The organism is Verrucosispora sp. WMMA2121 (assembly GCF_027460185.1).
In the GTDB taxonomy this organism is placed as follows: domain Bacteria; phylum Actinomycetota; class Actinomycetes; order Mycobacteriales; family Micromonosporaceae; genus Micromonospora; species Micromonospora palythoicola.
Genome location: NZ_JAPZBH010000004.1, coordinates 459,949 through 479,500, shown reverse-complemented (window position 1 = coordinate 479,500; position 19,552 = coordinate 459,949). Strand labels below are relative to the sequence as shown.

Sequence of the window (19,552 nt, the reverse complement as noted above, 5' to 3'; positions counted from 1 at the left end):
GTAACCAATACCGGTGCACCGCTCAGGATCAGGACCCGCCGAGCACCACCTCGTGGGGCTCCGGAGCCGGCGTGGGCTGGGGCCGGGTCCGCCGGAGCCGGCGCCAACCGGCGGCCAGCAGGGTGACCGTCACGAACGAGGCGATCGCGAGCACCACCACCGAGGCGCCGGGCGCGGTGTCGGCGAGCGCCGCCATCCAGATGCCCGCCCCGCCGGCGAACAGACCCAGTGCCATCGCCGCCGCCATGGTGCTGCGGAACCCTCGGGTGACCTGCTGCGCGGTGGCCACCGGGACGACCATCAGCGCGCTGATCAGCAGTACGCCGACCGCGCGCATGGCGATCGTCACCGTGATCGCCGTGGTGATCGCGAGCAGCAGGTTGAGCGTGCGTACCGGCAGGCCGGAGACGCGGGCGTACTCCTCGTCGTGGCAGACGGCGAACAGCGCCGGCCGCAGCCCGATCATCGCGATCAGCACCGCCGCACCGAGCACCGCGATGGTGGCGACGTCCCCCCGGGACGCCGTGCTCAACGCCCCGAACAGGTACGCGTTGAGGTTGGAGCTGGTGCTGTCGGAGAGCCCGACCAGCACCACCCCGCCGGCGATGCCGCCGTAGAAGAGCAGCGCGAGGGCCAGGTCGCCGGAGGTCCGGCCGCGCTCGCGGATCAGCTCGATGGCGATCGCGCCGATGGTGGCCGCGATCACTGCCATGATCACGGGGGAGGTCTGGAAGAGCAGACCGGCACCGACCCCGGTCAGCGCGACGTGCCCGATGCCGTCACCGATCAGCGCCAGCCGCCGCTGCACCAGGTAGATGCCGAGCGCGGGCGCGGTCAGCCCGATGATCAGAGCGCTGACCAGCGCAAGCTGCATGTACTCGTACTGGAAGAGGCTCATCGTGCGCTCCACAGCCCGGCGGGCTCCTCGGGACCGTGCGGATGCACGTGGTCGTGGTCGGGCGCGGCGTGGTGCCCGGCCGGCTCCGGCACGGCGCCGTCGTGCGCCACGAACCCCTGGTGTACGACGATCGCCCGGCCGATCACCGGGCGCAGCGGACCCAGCTCGTGGGCGACGAGCAGGACGGTGCCTCCGCCGACGGTGAAGTCGTGCAGCGCACCGGCGAACGCCTCCTGGCTGGCCGCGTCCACGCCGGCTGTCGGCTCGTCGAGGATCAGCAGTTCGGGCCGCCCGGCCAGGGCCCGGGCGATGAGTGTGCGCTGCTGCTGCCCGCCGGAGAGGGTGCTGACCGGGTCCTTCGCCCGGTCGGCCAGGCCGACGGCGCGCAGCGCCTCGGCGACGGCCTCCCGGTCGGCGCGTCCGGGTGGACGCAGGACTCCCCGGCGGGCCAGCCGTCCGGCGGCGACCACCTCGGCGACGGTGGCCGGCACGCCGCTGCCCGCGCCGAGGCGCTGGGGGACGTACCCGACGCGGTGCCACTCGCGGAACCGGCGGACCGGTCGGCCGAAGAGGGTCACTGTGCCGGCGCTCAGCGGGACGAGCCCGAGGATGGCGCGGATCAGGGTGGACTTGCCGGAGCCGTTGGCGCCGAGAACCGCGACCACCTCACCGGCGGTCACGGTGAGCGAAACGTCACGAAGCACGGGGCGGCCGTCGTAGCCGACCACCCCGTGCGTGACGGTGATGACGTCAGGTGTCACGAGCAGCTCAACGCCGTCCTCAGGGTTTGCAGGTTGGTACGCATCACCGAAAGGTAGTCCCCGTCGCCCTCGGCTGACAGGCCCTCGATCGGATCCAGCACGGCGGTCTGGGCGCCGACCTCGCGGGCGATGGTCTCGGCCACCTTCGGGCTGACCAGCGTCTCGAAGAAGATCGTGGTGGCCTGGTGTTCCCGGGCCTCCTCGGTGACCGCGGCCAGTCGCTGCGGGGACGGCTCGTCTTCCGGGGTGAGCCCGGTGATGCCGATCTGCTCCAGCTGGTACTTCTGCGCCAGGTAGCCGAACGCGGTGTGGCTGACCACGATCTCCCGGCGCTGGCAGGTCTTCAGCCCCTCGGCGAACTCCGTGTCCAGCTTCTCCAGCTCGGTACGCAGGGTGGCCGCCCGCGCGGTGTAGTCACCGGCCCGGTCCGGGTCGACCGTGCCGAGCCGCTCGGCGAGCTTGTCACCGATGGTGGCCAGTCGGGTCGGGTCGAGCCAGACGTGCGGATCCTTGGCACCGTCGGACGCCTCCTCGGCGTGCTCCTCCTCGGCGTGGTCCTCGCCCTCGTGGCCGTGCTCGTCCTCCTCGCCTTCGTGGCCGTGGTCGTGGCCGCCGGCGGTGGCGTCCAGCAGGGGCTCCACGGTCGCCACGTCGAAGGCGCGGTCACCGGCCTGCTGCTCGACCGCCTCGTCCACGGCGGGCTGGAAGCCGTGCAGGAACAGGACCAGCTCCGCCTCGCTGATCTGGCCGACCTGGCCCGGGTTCAGCTCCAGGTCGTGCGGCTCCGCACCGGGGCGGGCCAGGCTGGTCACGGCCACGGCGTCGCCGCCGATCCGCTCGGCGAGGAACTGCAACGGGTAGAAACCGGCCACCACGTCGACCCGCTGCGGGTCGGCGCCGGCCGGGCTGTCGTCGTTCGAACAGGCGGTGACGCCGGTCAGGGCGAGCAGGGCGGCCGTGGCGGTGGCCAGGGCGCGCGGGGCGGAGCGGAAGGTCATGTCCTCGACTTTCCGCGACAACGACAATGATTGTCAAAAACGCATGATTGCATGTCAGAGCAGCTTCACCAGGCCGGCGGTGACCAGCAGGGTCAGCACGATCAGCCGGATCGCCCGGGTCTGCGGCGTCTGCACCGACCAGGTGGTCACCAGCAGGGCCGCCAGCGCGCCGGCCAGCAGCAGCGTCAACAGCCCACCGATCACGCCCGGGGCGAAGAACGCGACGAGCGCGAGGACGAGGGTGACCAGGAACACCGTCGTCGGGTTGGTCCGGGCCAGTCGGGCGGCGATCCCAGGCTGCGTACGCTGCATCCCACAGACTCTACGAGGAGGAGGAGCCGGTGCTGGTGACCAACCGGTTCGTGGTCGACGAAGACGTCGCCGACGCGTTCGCCGCCCGAGCCCACGCGGCCCTCGCGGCGCTGGCCGCGCGGCCCGGCTACCAGCGCGGACAACTGGTCCGGGCGCTGGACGACCCCCGTCACTGGTGCCTGGTCACCGAGTGGGAGTCGGTGGGCACCTACCGCCGCGCCCTCGGCGGATTCGATGTGAAGATCACGGCGGTGCCGCTGCTCGCCGAGAGTCTCGACGAGCCCTCCGCGTACGAGCCGTTGGCGACCGCCGTGCCGGGCGGGGACGTGGTCACGGTGGCCAGCGACCGGGCTGCGGGTCCTTACCGCTGAGTCGCCGGGCACTACGCTGGCTTCCATGACCGCTCCCGGACCGGCAGCCCCACCACCAGACCCTTCGCTGCCCGGCACCGATGCGCCGCCGCCCGCCGGCCAACAGCAACCCGACCCGACGTCGCCCGGTCCCGAACCGGGCCCGGCGGCGCCACCGCCCAGCCCGACGTCACCCGGTTCGCCGCCGGCCCACCAGGTGCCCGGCCCGCCGGCCGCTGGTCAGCTACCGCCCGGTCCGCTGCCGTCCAGCCCGGAGCAGGGGGCGCCGGTGCCGCCGCCCGGGCCCGGGGTGGCGCCGCCGTTCGCGGCGCCGCCGACCGAGGGAGGTCGGTCCCGGCTCTGGCTCGGTCTCGGCGCGGGAGCGCTGGCCCTGCTGCTCTGTTGCGGCGGTGGCGGCACGGCGGTCGTCGGCCTGCTGGTCAGTGGGGTGCAGGCGATCGAGGAGCAGGGCCGCACGGTCTCCGGCGACTACTACCGGGCGCTCTCCGACGGTGACTACGGCCGGGCGTACGACCAACTCTGCGAGGACGCCCGGCGGCGCGAGTCCCGGCAGGAGTTCGAACGCCGCTCCGCCGCCGAACCGCAGATCTCCTCCTACCGGGTCGGTGAGGTGGACACCACCACGCTCACCGTGCCGGTGGAGGTGACCTACCGTGGCGGCGGCCAGGAACGCCAGCAGGTCGTGCTCGCCCAGGATCCGCAGACCGGCGGCATGGAGGTCTGCGGAGTCAACTGACCGGCCGCAGGTAATGTGCTGGGTTCGGGACCGCACCGGTCGTACCGTGGTCCCGAACCGTCCCCGCCGACCGTGACGTCCCCGCCGACCGCCAGTCGGCGTAGGAGGAAAAATGCCAGCCGACCGTATCGACGCCGTCGTCAGCCTCGCCAAGCGCCGAGGCTTCGTCTTCCCCTCCAGCGAGATCTACGGGGGCACCCGGTCGGCCTGGGACTACGGTCCGCTCGGCGTGGAGCTCAAGGAGAACGTGCGCCGGCAGTGGTGGAAGACCATGGTCCAGCAGCGCGACGACGTGGTGGGTCTGGACTCCGCGGTGATCCTCGCCCGCGACGTGTGGGCCGCCTCCGGGCACCTGGAGGCCTTCGTCGACCCGCTGACCGAGTGCCAGTCCTGCCACAAGCGGTTCCGCGCCGACCATCTCGAGGAGGCGTACGAGGCCAAGCACGGCCGTCCGCCGACCTCGCTGGCCGAGTTGAACTGCCCCAACTGCGGTAACAAGGGCACCTTCACCGAGCCCCGGATGTTCAACGGCCTGATGAAGACCTACCTCGGCCCGGTGGAGAGCGACGAGGGCCTGCACTACCTGCGGCCGGAGACCGCCCAGGGCATCTTCGTCAACTACCGCAACGTGGAGACGGTCGCCCGCAAGAAGCCGCCGTTCGGCATCGCGCAGACCGGCAAGTCGTTCCGCAACGAGATCACCCCGGGCAACTTCATCTTCCGTACCCGCGAGTTCGAGCAGATGGAGATGGAGTTCTTCGTCGAGCCGGGCAGCGACGAGCAGTGGCACGAGTACTGGCTGGCCGAGCGCTGGAACTGGTACCTCGACCTCGGCCTGTCGGAGAACAACCTGCGCTTCTACGAGCACCCCAAGGAGAAGCTCTCGCACTACTCGAAGCGCACCGTCGACATCGAGTACCGGTTCCAGTTCGGCGGCACCGAGTTCGCCGAGTTGGAGGGCATCGCCAACCGCACCGACTTCGACCTGTCCACGCACAGCAAGCACTCCGGCGTCGACCTGTCGTACTTCGACCAGTCCAAGGGCGAGCGGTGGATCCCCTACGTGATCGAACCGGCCGCCGGCCTCACCCGCGCGGTGCTGGCCTTCCTGCTCGAGGCGTACGACGAGGACGAGGCGCCGAACACCAAGGGTGGCGTCGACAAGCGCACCGTGATGCGTTTCGACCCGCGACTGGCCCCGGTCAAGGTGGCGGTGCTGCCGCTGTCACGTAACGAGGCGCTCTCGCCGAAGGCGAAGCAGCTCGCCGCCGACCTGCGCAAGCGCTGGGTGGTCGAGTTCGACGACTCGCAGGCCATCGGTCGCCGCTACCGCCGGCAGGACGAGATCGGCACCCCGTTCTGCGTCACCGTCGACTTCGACACGCTCGACGACAACGCGGTGACGGTACGGAACCGGGACACCATGACCCAGGAACGGATCGGCCTCGACCAGGTCGAGCGCTACCTGATCGACCACCTGCCCGGCTGCTGATCCCGGGCTCGCCCCGGTGAGTGCGGTCCGGACCGCACTCACCGGGTCATGCGACTGGCATCCATGGCCAATGATGTCTCCAGGGCGGGCAGAGCCGCACGGAGACGACGAAGGGCCGACGACGTGGAGCCGGAAGCACGCGAGGAGATCTTCGAACGGGCGCGGGAGTACTCCACCCAGCCGGCGCGCTGGCCGCAGGCGGACGCGCTCTGGCCGCGGGTCATCGAGGCGTACCGGCAGGCCGTCGCGGGCAGCCGGGTCGACCGGCACGATCAACGCCAGCTGGCCCGGGCCCTGTGGCGGTACGGCATGCTGTCGACCGCACTGGGCCGCCACGAACGGGCGAAGGAGGCGGGCCACGAGGCCATCGTCCTGTTCGCGGAGATCCATCAGGCGGTGGCGGCGGAGCATCCCGATCCGACCCAGCCGCGGCGGGACGAGGCGCTGGCCGAGCTGATCACCGCGTTCGTGGACTCCGGCGAGTCGGCGTTCGTGGCCGGCAGCCCCGGTCCGCGGCTGCAGTTGCTGGAGAAGGCGATCGAGATCGGTCTGCACACCGCCGGTCCGCCGCCTGGCGCGGGGCCGCGCACCCGCGCGGCGATGGCCACCGCCTACCACAACTACGCGAACGCCCTGCTGCACCGCCATCAGGAGCAGGGTGCGGCGTCCGATGCCCAGGAGGCGGCGCTGGCCGCCTCCCGGGCGACGGAGCTGCGTCTGAAGGCGCTCGACCCGCATCAGCCGATCACCATCTGGGAGCTGGCCAGCACCTACTCGATCTACGCGCCGGCGCTGCTGATGATCGGCGACGTCGAGCGCGCCCGGTTGGTGGTCGAGCAGGGCAGCCAGCTGGCCGATCTGCTCGGCGTGACCGGCATGGAGATCCGGCACAAACTAGCGGCGACGGCGGAGCTTCTTCGGAGTGCCTCGGAGCCGGACCGCGGCGGTCGCCGGTGGCCGTGGCGGCGGGGCTGACCACGGCCTGCGTACCCTTGAGCGGTGGAAACCGCCCTCCGTCCCGCCACCGACCTGCCGCCGCTGGCCATCGGGCCGCACCAGGTGTGGCCGCCGGTGGTGCTCGCCCCGATGGCCGGCATCACGAACGTCGGCTTCCGGCAGCTCTGCCGGGAGCAGGGCGGCGGCATCTACGTCTGCGAGATGATCACGACGGTCGCCCTGGTCGAGCGGAACCCGAAGACGCTCCGGATGATCGCGTTCGGAGCGGACGAGCGCCCGCGCAGCCTCCAGCTCTACGGCACCGACCCGGAGACCACCGCCGCCGCCGTCCGGATCGTGGTCGAGCGGAATCTGGCCGATCACGTCGACCTCAACTTCGGCTGCCCGGTGCCGAAGGTGACCCGACGCGGTGGCGGCGCGGCGCTGCCCTGGCGGCGGCGGCTCTTCGCCCGCCTGGTGCGGGCCGCGGTGGCCGCCGCGTCACCCGCCGGGGTGCCGGTCACGGTCAAGATGCGCAAGGGCATCGACGACGACCACCTGACGTACGTCGAGGCGGGGCTGGCCGCCCAGGAGGCCGGCGTCGCCGCGGTCGCCCTGCACGGGCGTACGGCCGCGCAGCGGTACTCGGGCACCGCCGACTGGGACGCCATCGCCACCCTCAAGCAGGCCCTCGACGTGCCGGTGCTCGGCAACGGCGACATCTGGGAGGCCGACGACGCGCTGCGGATGGTGGCGCACACCGGCGTCGACGGTGTGGTCATCGGCCGTGGCTGCCTCGGTCGGCCGTGGCTCTTCGCCGACCTGGAGGCGGCGTTCAACGGCTCGCCGCAGCGGCGGCTGCCCACCCTCGGCGAGGTGGCGGTGACCATGCGCCGGCACGCCGAGCTGCTGGTCGAGCAGTTCACCGCCGGTGCCCGCAACCCGGCCCGGGGTGAGCGGGACGGCTGCACCGACTTTCGCAAGCACGTCGCCTGGTACCTCAAGGGCTTCCCGGTCGGCAGCGAGCTGCGCCGCTCCCTGGCGATGATCGACAGCCTGGCCCAGCTCGACGACCTGCTCGGCAAGCTGGACCCGGCGGTGCCGTTCCCGGTGGAGACGCTGGGCCAGCCGCGCGGTCGCACCAATTCACCGGGCAAGGTCTTCCTGCCCGACGGCTGGCTGGCCAGCCGCGACGACGACACCGTTCCCGAGGGCGCGGAGCTGGACGACTCCGGCGGCTGACCCCGGCTGCCCGGCCCGTCAGCGGCGGGAGAGCAGCGAGGTGACGCGCATCCGCTCGCTGTGGATCCACACGTCCGAGTACTCGATCGGCCGGCCGTCGTCGAGATAGGTGATCTGTTCGAGGTAGAGCAGCGGAAAGTTCTCCGGTACCTCAAGCGCCGCCGCGGTCCGACCGGACGCGGCCGTCGCGGTGAAGGTACGCCGGCCGGTGCTGATCTTGAGCCCGTAGTCGTTCTCCAGCAACCCGAACAGGGAGCGGTCGGCCAGGTCGGCGTGCTCCAGGCCGGGTGCCAGGTCCACGCGTACGTAGTTGACCAGCCAGGCGACCGGACCTGCGGTGATGGACCTCAGTCGGGCCAACCGCAGCACCGACTGGCCTGGTCGAAGGTCGAGCAGCGCCGCGACCGGCGATGGCGCGGGCATGACCTCCCGGGAGATCACCTGCGTGGTGACGGTGACTCCCTGCCGCGCGAAGTCCTCGGACAGGGTGGTCAGCTTCTGGGCGATCGACGGTTCGATCGCGGTGGAGGTGACGAAGGTGCCGCGACCGCGTACCTGCACCAGCAAGCCGTCGCGGATCAGCGTGGACAGCGCCCGACGCAGGGTGCCACGGGAAATGCCGAGTTCGGTCGCCAACTCCGGCTCGCTGCGTAGCCGGTAGTGCGGTGGCCACTCGGCGGACAGGATCCGGGCTCGGATCTGCTCCGACACCTGGGCGTGCAGGGGCACCGGCGCGTCCCGGTCGAGCCGCTCGGACGCCCCGGCCGCATGCAACTGGTCGGACATGTCACCTTCCACCCTGGGGGCCGTCGCCCCCCGACGCCAACCGTGGTGCGGTCGCTCGGGCCGAGGGGCGACGGCGGCTCAGTAGCTCGTCGTCTGATCGTCGGTCGCGTCGGTGACGATAGCTACCCCGGCGCTGGTGCCGAGCAGCACCGCACCCGCCCGCAGCAGCGCGACCGCCTGATCGAACGACTTGATGGATCCGGACGCCTTGACCGTCACGCCCTGCGGGGCCCGTGCCACCAGGTAGGCGATGCTGTCCGGGTTGGCCACCTCCACGGCTCCGCTGCTGGCGTTCTTGAGCACCGCCGCACCGGCCTCCACGGCCAGGTCCACGGCGACGTCCCGTTCGGCCGGGGTGAGCAACGGCAGTTCGAGCATCACCTTGATCGGCACCCCGGCGGCGCGGACCACGCCCGCGATGTCGTCGCGGAACGCGTCGTACCGCCCGCTCTTCAGCCAGCCGATCTGAACCCCGATGTCGATCTGGGTGGCGCCGGCCCGTACCAGGCTCTCCGCCTCGGCGGCCTTGCCGGCGCTGGTGGTCACCCCGACGGAGGGAAAGTCCAGGGCCGAGGCGACCTCTATACCGGTGCCGCGTAGCACCTCGGCGACCTCCGGCACCCACGAGCCGGGGACCATCGCGGCGTTGAAGCCGTACCGGGCGGCCTCCTCCGCGTGGGCCACGATCCGGTCGCGGGTGACGCCGACCTCGATGAGAGTGTGTTGGATGTACGGGGCCAACGCGGCGGGGGCGACGGTGTCGGCCAGGATGGCAGTGCTCACGATCTTCTCCAATGTGGTACTCGTGGCGCGGGGCGCGCCGCTACATCCGGTCCCGGTAGTAGTCGGGCACGATGATTCCGGGCTCGTCGAACCAGCGCGGCACGTCCACGCCACAGATGAGGCCGACGTTGCCCCACGGGTTGAAGGCCCCGGTCCGGACGATCGCCTTGGCCTGTCCGGCCAGCTCACCGAGCATCTCGGCATGCTGACGGGTGCTCAGCGGCACGCCCGGGAAGCGTTGCCCCAGCCAGTCCGCGAGCGGCTTGTTGTGGGTGGTGACGTCCTCGGCGACGACCACGCCCTCCACGATGATCTCGTCGGCGATCAGGTCGAGCACGGTGGTGAGCGAGGGCAGGTCCTCGGCGATGGCCAGGTCGACGCGGTGGGCGGTACGCGGGATGGGAAAACCGGCGTCGACCACCAGCAGCAGGTCGGTGTGGCCGAGCGTGGCCAGCACCCCGGACAGTTCGGCGTTGAGTACGCCCGTACGTTTCATGTCGTCTCCTTCATGGTGTGCGCGCCGGTGGCCAGCGCCATGACCTTCTCCTCGGTGGCCTCGGCGGCGGGCAGGACGCCGACCACGCGGCCGGCGGCCATGACGGCGATCCGGTCGCTGACGGTCAGCAGTTCCGGCAGGTCGGACGAGGAGACGAGGATGGCGACACCGTCCTCGGCCAGCGTCCGGAAGAGCCGGTAGATCTCCGCCTTCGCGCCGACGTCGACGCCCCGGGTGGGCTCGTCCAGCAGCATCAGGCGGGGATCGATCGACAACCAGCGGGCCAGCAGTGCCTTCTGCTGGTTGCCGCCGGAGAGCTGGGTGATGCCCTGGGTCACGGTCGAGGTCTTGACCCGTAGCTCGCGGGAACGCGCCTGGGCGTCGTCGCGCAGGGCCCGCCGCCGCAGCAGACCGAACCGCTGGCGGCGGCGCAACGTCAGGGCGTTGACGTTGTCGGCCACACTCATCGTCGGCAGGATCCCCTGCTGGCGCCGCTCGCCGGGCAGGTACGCGACCTGCGCGGCGATGGCATCGCGAGGCGACCGGGCGGCGAACGGCTGTCCGTCCAGCGCCAGTTCGCCGTCGTCGACCGGGTCGGCACCGAAGACTCCCCGCAGCAACTCGACGCGGCCACTGTCGGGCAACCCGGCTACGCCCACCACTTCGCCGGGCGCGACATCCAGGTCGACTGCGGTGTAACCGGCACCGGAGACGCCGCGCAGGCGCAGCCGTGGCGCAGTCGCGGTGACGGGCGCTGCGGGCTCGTGCCGACCGAACTCTCCGGCGAGTTCGCGGCCCACCATCGCGGCCACCACCTGATCCGGAGTGACCTCGGCGGTCGGCCACTGCGCCACGTGCCGCCCGTCGCGCAGCACGTGGATGTGCTGCGACAGGGCGAACACCTCGGGCATCCGGTGCGAGACGTAGAGCATCGTCACGCCGTCGGCCCGCAGCGAAGCGATCACCTCGAACAGCCGCTCGGACTCGGCGGGGGAGAGGATCGAGGTCGGCTCGTCGAGGATGACCAGCCGTGCCTGCCGGGCGAGCGACCGGGCGACGACCACCAACTGCTGGGTGGCGGCGTCCAGCCGCCCCACGGTGCGGCGGGGGTCCACCCGTACGCCGAGACGCGCCAGCAGGGCGGCGGCCTGCTCGTCCATCCGGCGCGGGTTCGGGAAGAGCCGGGAGCCGGGCTCGACACCGAGCATGATGTTCTCGGCGACCGTCCGGTCCGGTGCGAGGGCGAGTTCCTGCGGCACCAGGGCCACCCGGTGCCGACTGAGCAGGGTGGCCGGATCGAACCGACGGACCTCGTCGCCGTCCACCCGCACCGTGCCGGTGGTGGGGCTGTCCAGCCCGGCCAGGATCTTCATCAGCGTCGACTTGCCGGCGCCGTTCTCGCCCATGACGGCGGTGAGGCTGCCGGCCGGCACGGCCAGGGAGACATCCTGGAGAGCGCGGACCGGACCGAAGTGCCGCGAAAGGCCGGTCACCTCGACGGCGGGGGTCGGCGGGGCGGCGATCGTGGCCGGGCTGGTCATGGCTCAGCCCTCCACCGGCACCGAGGCGACGTTCTCGGGGGTGACCACCAGCGCACCGGTGTCCACGTCGCTGATCTCGGTGCCGTTCTGCAGGTAATCGACGAGCAGCTTGACGGCCTGGTAGCCCTGCTCCGCCGGGCCCTGGCTGATGGTCAGGTCGACCACACCGGCCTTGAGGTACTCGACGGTCTGCGGCTGCACGTCGAAGCCCACCGAGTGGATCTTTCCGGCGTTGCCGGACTGCTCCAGCCACTTCGCCCCGGCGGTGAAGCTGCAGCAGTCGAGGGAGACCAGCGCGATGGCGTCCTTCTGCGCGGCCATCGTCGACTCGATCGTGTTGTACGCCGCGCTCGGCTCGTTACCGGTGTTCACCGGGCCGACGATCTCGATGCCGGAGCCCTTCAGCCCGGACTCGAAGCCGGAGAAGCGGTCGTTCGACCAACCGGCGCCGGAGTCGACGGAGACCACCACGACCTTGCCGGTCTCGCCGTCGAGCACGCCGAGCAGTTCCTTGGCCAGGGACTCACCGGAGGCGACCAGATCCTGGCCGACGAAGCCCATCTGCTTGGACTCCGGGTTGTTCGTGTTGAACGAGATGATCGGAATGCCCGCGTCGTACGCCTGGGCGATGACCGGCTTCAGCGCGTCGTTGCTGGCCGATGAGACCGCCAGACCGTGGATCTGCTTCTGGTTGATCAGAGTTTGCAGCTCGGCGACCTGGTCGGCGGCACTGCCACCGGTGGGTCCGATCATCTGCGCGTCGACGCCCAACTCCTTGGCGGCCCGCTCCATGCCCTCCCGGATCGGCACCGCGAAGGCCAGGGACGGGTCGTGGTAGCTGAGCCGGATCTTGAGCTGGTCGCCCTGCTCGACGGCTTCGGAGATGTAGTCGGCGAGCTGGAACTCGCCGCTGCCGGTGGAGTCGTCGTTGGCGGAGGTGACCGCGCCGCAGGCCGCGCTGGCCACGAGGGTCAGACCGAGGGTCGCGGCGACCGCGGCCCGGCGGGCAAGGGTGAGTCTCATCGGGGTGGCTCCTTTGGGGTGGGATCGGATGGTGCGTAGCGCGCCCGGCTGTCGGGCGGACGCCGGGTCAGCGTCGTCCGGAGCGTTTGCGCAGCCAGGTGTCGGCCGCCACGGCGAGGATGATCACCGCGCCGGTCGCGACGGTCTGCCAGAACGAGGAGATGCCGCGCAGGTTGAGGATGTTCTGCAGGACGCCGATGAACGCCACGCCGATGACGGTGCCGAGCATGGTGCCGGAGCCGCCGAACAGCGCCGCGCCACCGATGATCACGGCGGAGATGGCCACGAGTTCCATCCCGGTACCGGTGACGCCCTGCACGTAGGACAGGAAGGACAGGCCGAGCACGCCCGCGAGGCCGGCGAGGGTGCCCGAGATGGTGAAGGCGATGATCTTCACGCGGCCGGTGTTGATACCGCAGAGCCGGGCGGCTTCGGCGCTGCCACCGACCGCGTACGTGTTGAAGCCGTACCGGGAGCGGGACAGCACGATCGCGCCGAGCACGGCGACCAGCGCGAAGATGACCAGTTGCATGGGGAGGAGGCCGAACAGCTCGCCCTGACCGAGCAGGTTGAACTCGGCGACGTTCGGGTCGCTGCTGGACAGTGAGATCGGCGAACCGCCGCTGAGCAGCAGGGTGACTCCCCGGTACACGCTCAGGGTGCCGAGGGTGACGATGAAGGACGGGATTCCGAAGCCCACGGTCATCAGGCCGTTGAGCATGCCGGCGACCGCACCGGCGGCCACCCCGCCGAGGGCCGCGAGCGGCCACGCGATGTCCGAGGTCATCAGCAGGCCGGCGACGACGGCACCGAGCCCGTAGATCGAGCCGACGGAGAGGTCGATCTCCGCGTTGATGATGACGAAGGTGACCCCGATCGCCATGATGCCGATCTGGGCGATCTGCTGTCCGACGGTCAGGAAGTTGTCGGTGCCCAGGAAGCCCGGGGCGAGCGTGCTGCCCAAAGCGAACAGCACGACCAGGGCGAGGAACGTGCTCGCCTCGCGGGCGTGCAGGAACCGCCGTAGGGGCGACGGGCTGTGGGGGGCGGCGGACACTTCCGGCGGTGCCGCCTGCGCGGTCATCTGGGCCATCTCTCTCATCTCCTCAACAGGGCCGCGACATCGTCCGGGCCGGGCAGGGCGGGTATGACCTCGGCGATCCCGACGGCGTGGGTGCCGGCCGCGGCGGCGTACCGGACCGCCTCGATGAGGTCGTCACCCCGGGTCAGGGCGACAGCGAGCGCTGCGGTGAAGGCGTCGCCAGCACCTGTGGTGTCGACGACCCGCGGTGCGGTGACCGGCGCGACCCGGGTCTGGTGCCCGCCGGAGTCCACGAGGGCGCCGTCGGCACCGAGGGTCAGTACGACGGTGCCGGAGTAGCGGGCCCGCAATAGTTCGACGACGTCTCCGGCGCTGGCGACGTCGGTCGGGTCCAGGCCGGTGAGCACGCGTGCCTCGCTCGCGTTGGGGGTGAGCACGTCGATCCACTCCCACGCCTCATCGGGCAGTGCCACGGCCGGGGCCGGATTGAGCAGCGTGCGGACCCCGTGAGCGCGGGCGGTACGCAGCGCGGCGAGCGCGACCGGCAGCGGGATCTCCAGGCTGACGACGACCAGGTCGGCTTCGGCGATGCGGTCGGTGAACCGGTCGACGTCGGCCGGGGTGAGCTCGTCGAGGGCGCCCGGCGCGATGGCGATCCGGTTCTCGCCCCCGTCGTCCACGAGGATGAAGCCGACCATGGTGGCCGCGTCGGTGGTGCGGACCGCGCTGGCGTCCACCCCCTCGTCGTGCCACAGGCGGCGTGCCGCGTCACCGAACTGGTCCCGACCGATCGCGGTCAGGAAGCTCACCTCGGCACCGAGGCGTGCCGCGGCCACGGCCTGATTCGACCCCTTGCCGCCGTGCCCGGAAGCGAAGCGGCCGCCGGAAAGGGTCTCGCCAGCGACCGGTGCCCGCGGCACCCGCATGGTGAGCCCGGCACCGTAACTGCCAACAACCGCAATCTTCATGCTCGCCTCTTGTCTATGGACAACCATGTACAACTTGCGGCGACGCTACGTCGGGCCACCACCAGGTGTCAACACCTGCGAGGCACTTGCGGGTAACGGATCCGAAACCCTGACCCTCGCCTGACCTGCGCCTAGGCCCAGTTCTGCCGATCATCACCGGGCTGCGGCGGGGCCGGGCGGCGACCTGCCGCGTGTCGGTTCGTCCCGGGTACGACGCCGGTTCCGACGCGCGGGCGGCGCGGGTGATCCGGACGGCGCGGCGCGTGGCGGGACGGCGCGGCGCGTGGCGGCGCGGCGGTTCCGGCGCGGATGACCTGAGGTCTGTCGATGGCCTCCGACTCGCCGGAGGGCCATCACACCCGAGCCCGTGGTGCCTGCGCGCCGTGGTGCCTGCGCGCCGTCGTCTTCCCGCGCCGTCGTGCCTGCGTGCCGTCGTGCCCGCGGGCGGAGGCACCAACTTCGGGGATGTCGCTGCCTGGCTGCGGCTTCAGGCAGCGACATCCCCGAAGTTGTCGCATTCGCGGTGCGGTGCGGTGGTGGGAACCGGGGGTGGAGACGGTGAAGGGCCGACCCCGGGTGGGGTCGGCCCTTCGTGGTTGTTTGGTTGGTCAGGAGGTGGCGCTGTAGCCGCGGGTGGCGATCCAGTCGGCCAGTGCGTCGATGCTCATCCGGTAGGAGGCCTGGGTGGGGTCGGCGGAGTCGGCGATGGTGACGGTGTCGCCGCCGTTGCGGTAGCCGACGACGCTGATGTAGTGGCCGCCTTCGAAGCTGTGGGTGGTGCCGTCGGTGTCGGTGGCGGTGCCGGCGATGTTGGCGACCACGGCGCGGCCGTCGTCGATGGTGGTGACGATGTCGTCGCGCAGCTTGTCGGTCTGCTTGTCGTCGGCCTTGGGGGTGGTGATCTCGACCGACTTGTAGACGTCCTTGCCGGTCTCCTTGTTCAGGACGGGGGTGATGTCGTTGATGGAGTTGGTGCCGGCCTCGGTGGTGCGCATTTCCTTGGCCATGGTGTCGACGTCGATGTTCTTGCCCTGCACGCTCAGGGCGTTGCGGGCGGCGGCGGGGCCGCAGTAGTAGAAGTTGGGCTGGGCTTCGTAGCGGACGCCGAGTTCGCGTTCGCCGGCGGGCTTGCGGTCGGCCTGCACGGCGCTCGCCTGGACACCCGGGGTGGCGTGGGCGGCGACGGCGGGGCCGGCGATGCCTCCGGCGGTGGCGGCGGCAGCGGCGATGGTCAGGGCGGTCTTGCGCAGGATGGTGGTAGCCATGATTCGCACCTTTCGGTCGGGGGTGCGCGCGGCGGTGCCCGCGATGGGGGTGCGGGTGGGCCGTGCGGAAAGGGGAGAACGCTTGCTACGCGCTGGGTTCGGCGGGTCGGTGCCCGGGAGATGGTGTAACGCCGGGTCGACCGGGCTCATTTCGCAGGCTGGCGGCCCGGGGGATGTAACGCCCTTTTGGCCCGGGGGTCATTCCGGGGGCTTGCGGCCCGGGGGATGTAACGCCGGGCGGGCCGGGGTCATTCCGGGGGATCCTCGCGGGGAGGCGGCTGCCCCTGGCGGTGTCCCGGGGGATGTAACGCCCGACGGCGGGGGGTCATTCCGACCCGCCGGGGGTGGCGCTCGGGGGGCGCTCGTGGTTACGCCATGTACAACCACCGGACCGGGCCCCCGATTCCGCCGGCCGGGTGGCCCCGGTCACTGCGGATTCGGACAATCGACGGCATCGCACCATCGAGGTGGCGGCGCGTCGGGAAGCCGAGGTCCCGCAGGGTGCGAGCTGCGCGGACGACCGGTGCGGAGGTCAGGGGCGGGTCAGCAGTCGGGCGCTGGCGACGCCGAGCCAGGCGATTCCGGCATACACCGCGATCCGCTCGAAAAGCCCACCCGGTGCGCCGGTGACCAGGCCGGCATGGTCGAGGGTGACGAGCGTGGCGCAGGTCAGGAAGGCGACCGGCACCAGCGCCGCGACGCCGCGTCCCAGCTCCCGCCAGCGGGCCGTCGCGCTGCCTGCGTCGAGATCCCGGCCCAGCCGCCAGGCGGCCACGGCCAGCGCGACGACGACGGCCAGTCCAGCGAGGTCGTGGAGCCCGCCGTGCCAGGTTTGCTGCCCGCTGACACCCGGTGGGTAGCCGAGGCCCGGGTCGATCGGAAATGCGGCGGCAGCCAGCAGGGCCAGCCCGGCCAGTGCGACCGGTCGCCAGGTTGCTCCACGCGGCGTCGCGATGACCGGTTTCGCCCGATCCCGCAGCCCGAGCGCGACGGCGACGATCAGCAGGCCGACGGCGACGAGCTTGACCGTGCCGAGCCAGCCCCGTTCACCCAACGACAGATGGCTGATCCAGTGTCGGGTGAGCTGGTAGCCGGGACGGGTCGCCCCGTCGGTCAGGTCCAGGCCGATCAGCAAGGCCGGCGCGAGGATGGCGGCGGTGGCAGCGCCACGGGTGATGGAGTCCTGCTTCGGCACCATGCGAACGATGTTCGCACGCTGCGAACGGTGTTCGCAAGATGGGCCCGGTGGTCTCGACTAGTCTGTGGCCGTCCCGCCGGGGTCGGTCGGCTACCGGAACGTGCGGAGGGAGCCGGATGATCGACAGCGGTGCGGGGTCCCCGGGCGGGCGGCGTCGTGCCGCCCGGTCGAAGCCCGCGCTGACCCGGCAGGCGATCGTCGCGGTGGCGCTCGACCTGGTCGACCGGGCCGGCGTGGACGCGGTGACCATGCGCAGCGTCGCCGACGCGCTCGGCACCGGGCCGGCCTCGATCTACCGGCACGTCAGCGGCAAGGACGAACTCCTCGAACTCGTGCTCGACCGGGTGTTGACGGAGGTCGTCGTGCCACCGCCCGACCCGGATGACTGGCGCGAGTCACTCGTCGCGCTGGCCCGCGAGGTGCGCCGGGTGCTGCTGGCGCACCACGACATCGCCGCGGTGGCCATGTCGGGTCCGCCGGTCGGCGACAGTTCGGCCCGCATCGCCGAAGCGCTGCTGGCGATCCTTCGCCCGGCCGGTTTTCCGGACGAGGTCTGTGCGTGGACGGTCGACCGGCTTTCGCTCTACGTGACCGCGGACGCCCTCGACACCGCCCGGCAGCGCGTCGCGGGTCAGGGCGGCCCGGAGGCGGCACGACGGCGCTGGGCACAGGTCGCGCAGTACTACCACGACCTGCCCGCCGACCGTTTCCCGCACACCGTCGCGCTGCGCGACGCACTGTTCGCCGCCGGACCGGTGGACCGCTTCACCCTCGGTCTGGAACTGATCCTGGACGGACTGGCGGCTCGTCGCGGCCGCTGACCGACGGCTGCTCGGCCTGATCGGCGCCGGGTGACGGGCTACGCGGGGCGGGCACCGGCGTCGCCGGCCAGGGCAGTTCGGCGGACCGGTGGTACGTGATGCCCGCGGTGGCCCAGCGGGGGCCGTGCCCCGCGAGTCGCCGCCGGAACGCGTCCCAGTCGTGCGTCGAGCGGGGGGACCAGCCCAGCTCGGCGATGGCGGGCAGCCGGGGAAACAGCATGTACTCGATTTCGGCGAGGGTGGTCACCGACTCGGTCCACAGCGGCGCCTCGACGCCGAGCACCGCCTCGGCCGGTACGCCCGCCAGGTGGGTGGCCGGGTCCCAGTCGTACGCCCGGCGTACGTCGATCAGCCCGGCCCAGTCGTGCCCGATCGGGGTGTTTGGGGCGTACTTCATGTCGAGGTACGCGTGGTTGCCGGGGGAGAGGACCAGTCGAGCGCCCCGGCGGACCGCCTCGGCGGTCACCGGATCCTCGCCGGTCGTGCCCCACCATTGCAGGATCCGCCCGTCGTGGTGGGGGGCCGGGGCGATCTGGTGCCAGCCGATCACGTCCCGGCCCAGGCCGGCAACGATGCGTTGCGTCCGGTCGACGAAGCCGGCGTACACCTCGGCGGGCACCTTGAACGCCTCGTCGCCGCCGATGTGCAGCCACCGGCCGGGGGTGAGCGCGGCGATCTCGCCGAGTACGTCGGCGACGAAGTCGTAGGTGCGCTCGCTGGCTGGATCGACGTAGCTGAAGCCGACCTCGGTGCCGGTGTACGGCGCCGGCGCGGCCCGGTCGGGGGCCAGCTCGCCGTACGCGGTCAACGCGGCGTTCGTGTGACCGGGCAGGTCGACCTCGGGGATCACGGTGATGTGCCGCTCGGCGGCGTACCCGACGATCCGTTGGTAGTCGGCCCGGGTGTAGTACCCGCCAGGGGCGTCACCGACCGCACCGGCCCCGCCGACGGTGGCGAGCCGGGGCCAGGAGTCGATCGCGATCCGCCAGCCCTGGTCGTCGGTGAGGTGCAGGTGCAGCCGGTTGAGCTTGTACCGGGCCAGGTGGTCGATCACCCGCAGCACGTCGGTGACGCCGAAGAAGTGCCGGGCCACGTCGAGCATCGCGCCCCGGTGCGGATAGCGGGGACGGTCGAGGATCGACCCGCCGGGCAGCACCCAGCGTTCGGTGACCGGGGTCGCGCTCTCGACGGCGGCCGGCAGCAGCTGCCGTAGCGTCTGCACCCCGTGGGCGAGACCGGCGGCGGTGCCGGCGGCGATGCGTACGCCGTCGGTGCTGATGTCGAGCCGGTAGCCCTCCGCGCCCAGGGCGATTTCGTCGGTCAGGACGAGGGCGATGCCGCCGGCCGGGACGGGCGCGGTGGTGTCGGTCACCGGCAGCGGGTATCCGGTGGCCGGGCGCAGCAGCGCGGCGAGCTGCCGGGCGACGGCCACGGCGGCCGGGTCGGCGCTGACCCTGATCACCGCGTCGACGGCGAGCAGGTAGTCGGCCGCGGCGTCCGGCTCGACCCGTTCGGGTGCGGGCACCACGTCGCCGAGCCGGTTCGGTGCCGGCGGCCCGAGCAGCGTCGCGGCCTCGCGCTCCGCCGCCCGGGCCAACTCCTCGGCGGTGCGCCCGGCAGCCCGAGCCGCGTCGTCGGCACCCGCGGCGGTCTCGGCCGCCGCGTTCACCGGTACGGCGGTCTGCGCCTCGGCGTTCGTCCGCGCGGCGGTCTCGGGCCCGGCGTTCGTCCGGGCGGCGATCCCGCCACCTGCGCTGGTCCGGTCCGCTGCGGCGGTCTGCCGCTGCGGGGCGGGCGCCGCCTCGGTGGTGACGTCGGCGGGGCGGGGCGGGTCGAGTGGTTCCGGTGCGGTGCTGGACGGGGTGGACACGAGAACTCCCGAG

The 19,552-nt window shown here is 71.9% G+C and carries 20 protein-coding genes; 6 read left to right on the top strand and 14 right to left on the bottom strand.

All coding sequences use genetic code 11. From position 1 onward, the window contains the following. Positions 1–28 precede the first annotated feature (28 nt). Genes O7605_RS02815 through O7605_RS02800 form a run of 4 tightly spaced genes read right to left on the bottom strand, consistent with a single transcriptional unit; the run spans position 29 to position 2,969 of the window. Complete coding sequence (locus O7605_RS02815) at positions 29–898, bottom strand: metal ABC transporter permease (protein ID WP_269737770.1); 870 nt, start codon at positions 896–898, stop codon at positions 29–31. Beyond that, the gene (locus O7605_RS02810) at positions 895–1,659 is read right to left on the bottom strand and encodes a metal ABC transporter ATP-binding protein (RefSeq protein ID WP_269737769.1); all 765 of its coding nucleotides are present in this window, start codon (positions 1,657–1,659) and stop codon (positions 895–897) included. The genes O7605_RS02815 and O7605_RS02810 overlap by 4 nt, the downstream gene beginning before the upstream one ends. Then, positions 1,656–2,657 (bottom strand): metal ABC transporter substrate-binding protein, encoded by a 1,002-nt coding sequence (locus O7605_RS02805; RefSeq protein WP_269737768.1) that lies wholly within the window; start codon positions 2,655–2,657, stop codon positions 1,656–1,658. The genes O7605_RS02810 and O7605_RS02805 overlap by 4 nt, the downstream gene beginning before the upstream one ends. A gap of 54 nt (positions 2,658–2,711) precedes the next feature. Next, the gene (locus O7605_RS02800) at positions 2,712–2,969 is read right to left on the bottom strand and encodes a hypothetical protein (protein ID WP_269737767.1); all 258 of its coding nucleotides are present in this window, start codon (positions 2,967–2,969) and stop codon (positions 2,712–2,714) included. A 29-nt stretch (positions 2,970–2,998) separates the two neighbouring features. Between O7605_RS02800 and O7605_RS02795 the strand changes: the two genes are divergently transcribed. The 5 genes from O7605_RS02795 to dusB all read left to right on the top strand — a co-directional run bounded on the left by O7605_RS02795 (position 2,999) and on the right by dusB (position 7,746). Beyond that, a complete protein-coding gene (locus tag O7605_RS02795) occupies positions 2,999–3,340 on the top strand; it encodes an antibiotic biosynthesis monooxygenase (RefSeq protein WP_269737766.1) in 342 nt (113 codons plus the stop codon). Positions 3,341–3,578: 238 nt separating this feature from the next. Beyond that, entirely contained in the window at positions 3,579–4,076 is a 498-nt protein-coding gene (locus O7605_RS02790; protein ID WP_269738685.1) for an Rv0361 family membrane protein, read from the top strand. Positions 4,077–4,188: 112 nt separating this feature from the next. Next, entirely contained in the window at positions 4,189–5,568 is a 1,380-nt protein-coding gene (locus O7605_RS02785; RefSeq protein WP_269737765.1) for a glycine--tRNA ligase, read from the top strand. Positions 5,569–5,691: 123 nt separating this feature from the next. Next, entirely contained in the window at positions 5,692–6,543 is an 852-nt protein-coding gene (locus O7605_RS02780; protein ID WP_269737764.1) for a hypothetical protein, read from the top strand. 54 nt (positions 6,544–6,597) lie between these two features. Then, positions 6,598–7,746, top strand: coding sequence for a tRNA dihydrouridine synthase DusB (gene dusB, locus O7605_RS02775; RefSeq protein ID WP_269738684.1), 1,149 nt, complete (start codon positions 6,598–6,600; stop codon positions 7,744–7,746). Between the two features lie 18 nt (positions 7,747–7,764). Here the strand turns inward: dusB and O7605_RS02770 are convergent, their stop codons facing one another. From O7605_RS02770 to O7605_RS02730, 9 genes are all read right to left on the bottom strand, one after another. Continuing rightward, the gene (locus O7605_RS02770; RefSeq protein ID WP_269737763.1) at positions 7,765–8,532 is read right to left on the bottom strand and encodes a GntR family transcriptional regulator; all 768 of its coding nucleotides are present in this window, start codon (positions 8,530–8,532) and stop codon (positions 7,765–7,767) included. A gap of 78 nt (positions 8,533–8,610) precedes the next feature. After that, the gene (gene deoC / locus O7605_RS02765; RefSeq protein WP_269737762.1) at positions 8,611–9,315 is read right to left on the bottom strand and encodes a deoxyribose-phosphate aldolase; all 705 of its coding nucleotides are present in this window, start codon (positions 9,313–9,315) and stop codon (positions 8,611–8,613) included. Between the two features lie 40 nt (positions 9,316–9,355). Then, positions 9,356–9,811, bottom strand: a complete 456-nt coding sequence (gene rbsD / locus O7605_RS02760; RefSeq protein ID WP_269737761.1) for a D-ribose pyranase — start codon at positions 9,809–9,811, stop codon at positions 9,356–9,358. Next, the gene (locus O7605_RS02755; RefSeq protein WP_269737760.1) at positions 9,808–11,352 is read right to left on the bottom strand and encodes a sugar ABC transporter ATP-binding protein; all 1,545 of its coding nucleotides are present in this window, start codon (positions 11,350–11,352) and stop codon (positions 9,808–9,810) included. Before O7605_RS02755 ends, rbsD begins: the two co-directional genes overlap by 4 nt. 3 nt (positions 11,353–11,355) lie before the next feature. Then, a complete protein-coding gene (locus tag O7605_RS02750; protein WP_269737759.1) occupies positions 11,356–12,375 on the bottom strand; it encodes a substrate-binding domain-containing protein in 1,020 nt (339 codons plus the stop codon). A gap of 67 nt (positions 12,376–12,442) precedes the next feature. Continuing rightward, positions 12,443–13,468: an ABC transporter permease gene (locus tag O7605_RS02745; RefSeq protein WP_269737758.1), complete on the bottom strand. Its 1,026-nt coding sequence runs from the start codon at positions 13,466–13,468 to the stop codon at positions 12,443–12,445. A 5-nt stretch (positions 13,469–13,473) separates the two neighbouring features. Next, entirely contained in the window at positions 13,474–14,385 is a 912-nt protein-coding gene (locus O7605_RS02740) for a ribokinase (protein WP_269737757.1), read from the bottom strand. 608 nt (positions 14,386–14,993) lie between these two features. Then, entirely contained in the window at positions 14,994–15,650 is a 657-nt protein-coding gene (locus tag O7605_RS02735; RefSeq protein WP_269737756.1) for a C39 family peptidase, read from the bottom strand. Between the two features lie 532 nt (positions 15,651–16,182). Next, positions 16,183–16,848, bottom strand: coding sequence for a DUF998 domain-containing protein (locus O7605_RS02730; protein WP_269737755.1), 666 nt, complete (start codon positions 16,846–16,848; stop codon positions 16,183–16,185). 116 nt (positions 16,849–16,964) lie between these two features. Here O7605_RS02730 and O7605_RS02725 point away from each other — a divergent pair, with 116 nt between their 5' ends. After that, positions 16,965–17,669, top strand: coding sequence for a TetR/AcrR family transcriptional regulator (locus O7605_RS02725; RefSeq protein WP_269737754.1), 705 nt, complete (start codon positions 16,965–16,967; stop codon positions 17,667–17,669). Here the strand turns inward: O7605_RS02725 and O7605_RS02720 are convergent. After that, positions 17,614–19,410 (bottom strand): beta-N-acetylhexosaminidase, encoded by a 1,797-nt coding sequence (locus tag O7605_RS02720; RefSeq protein ID WP_269738683.1) that lies wholly within the window; start codon positions 19,408–19,410, stop codon positions 17,614–17,616. The two genes, O7605_RS02725 and O7605_RS02720, sit on opposite strands and share 56 nt — an antisense overlap. Between the last annotated feature and the right edge of the window lie 142 nt (positions 19,411–19,552).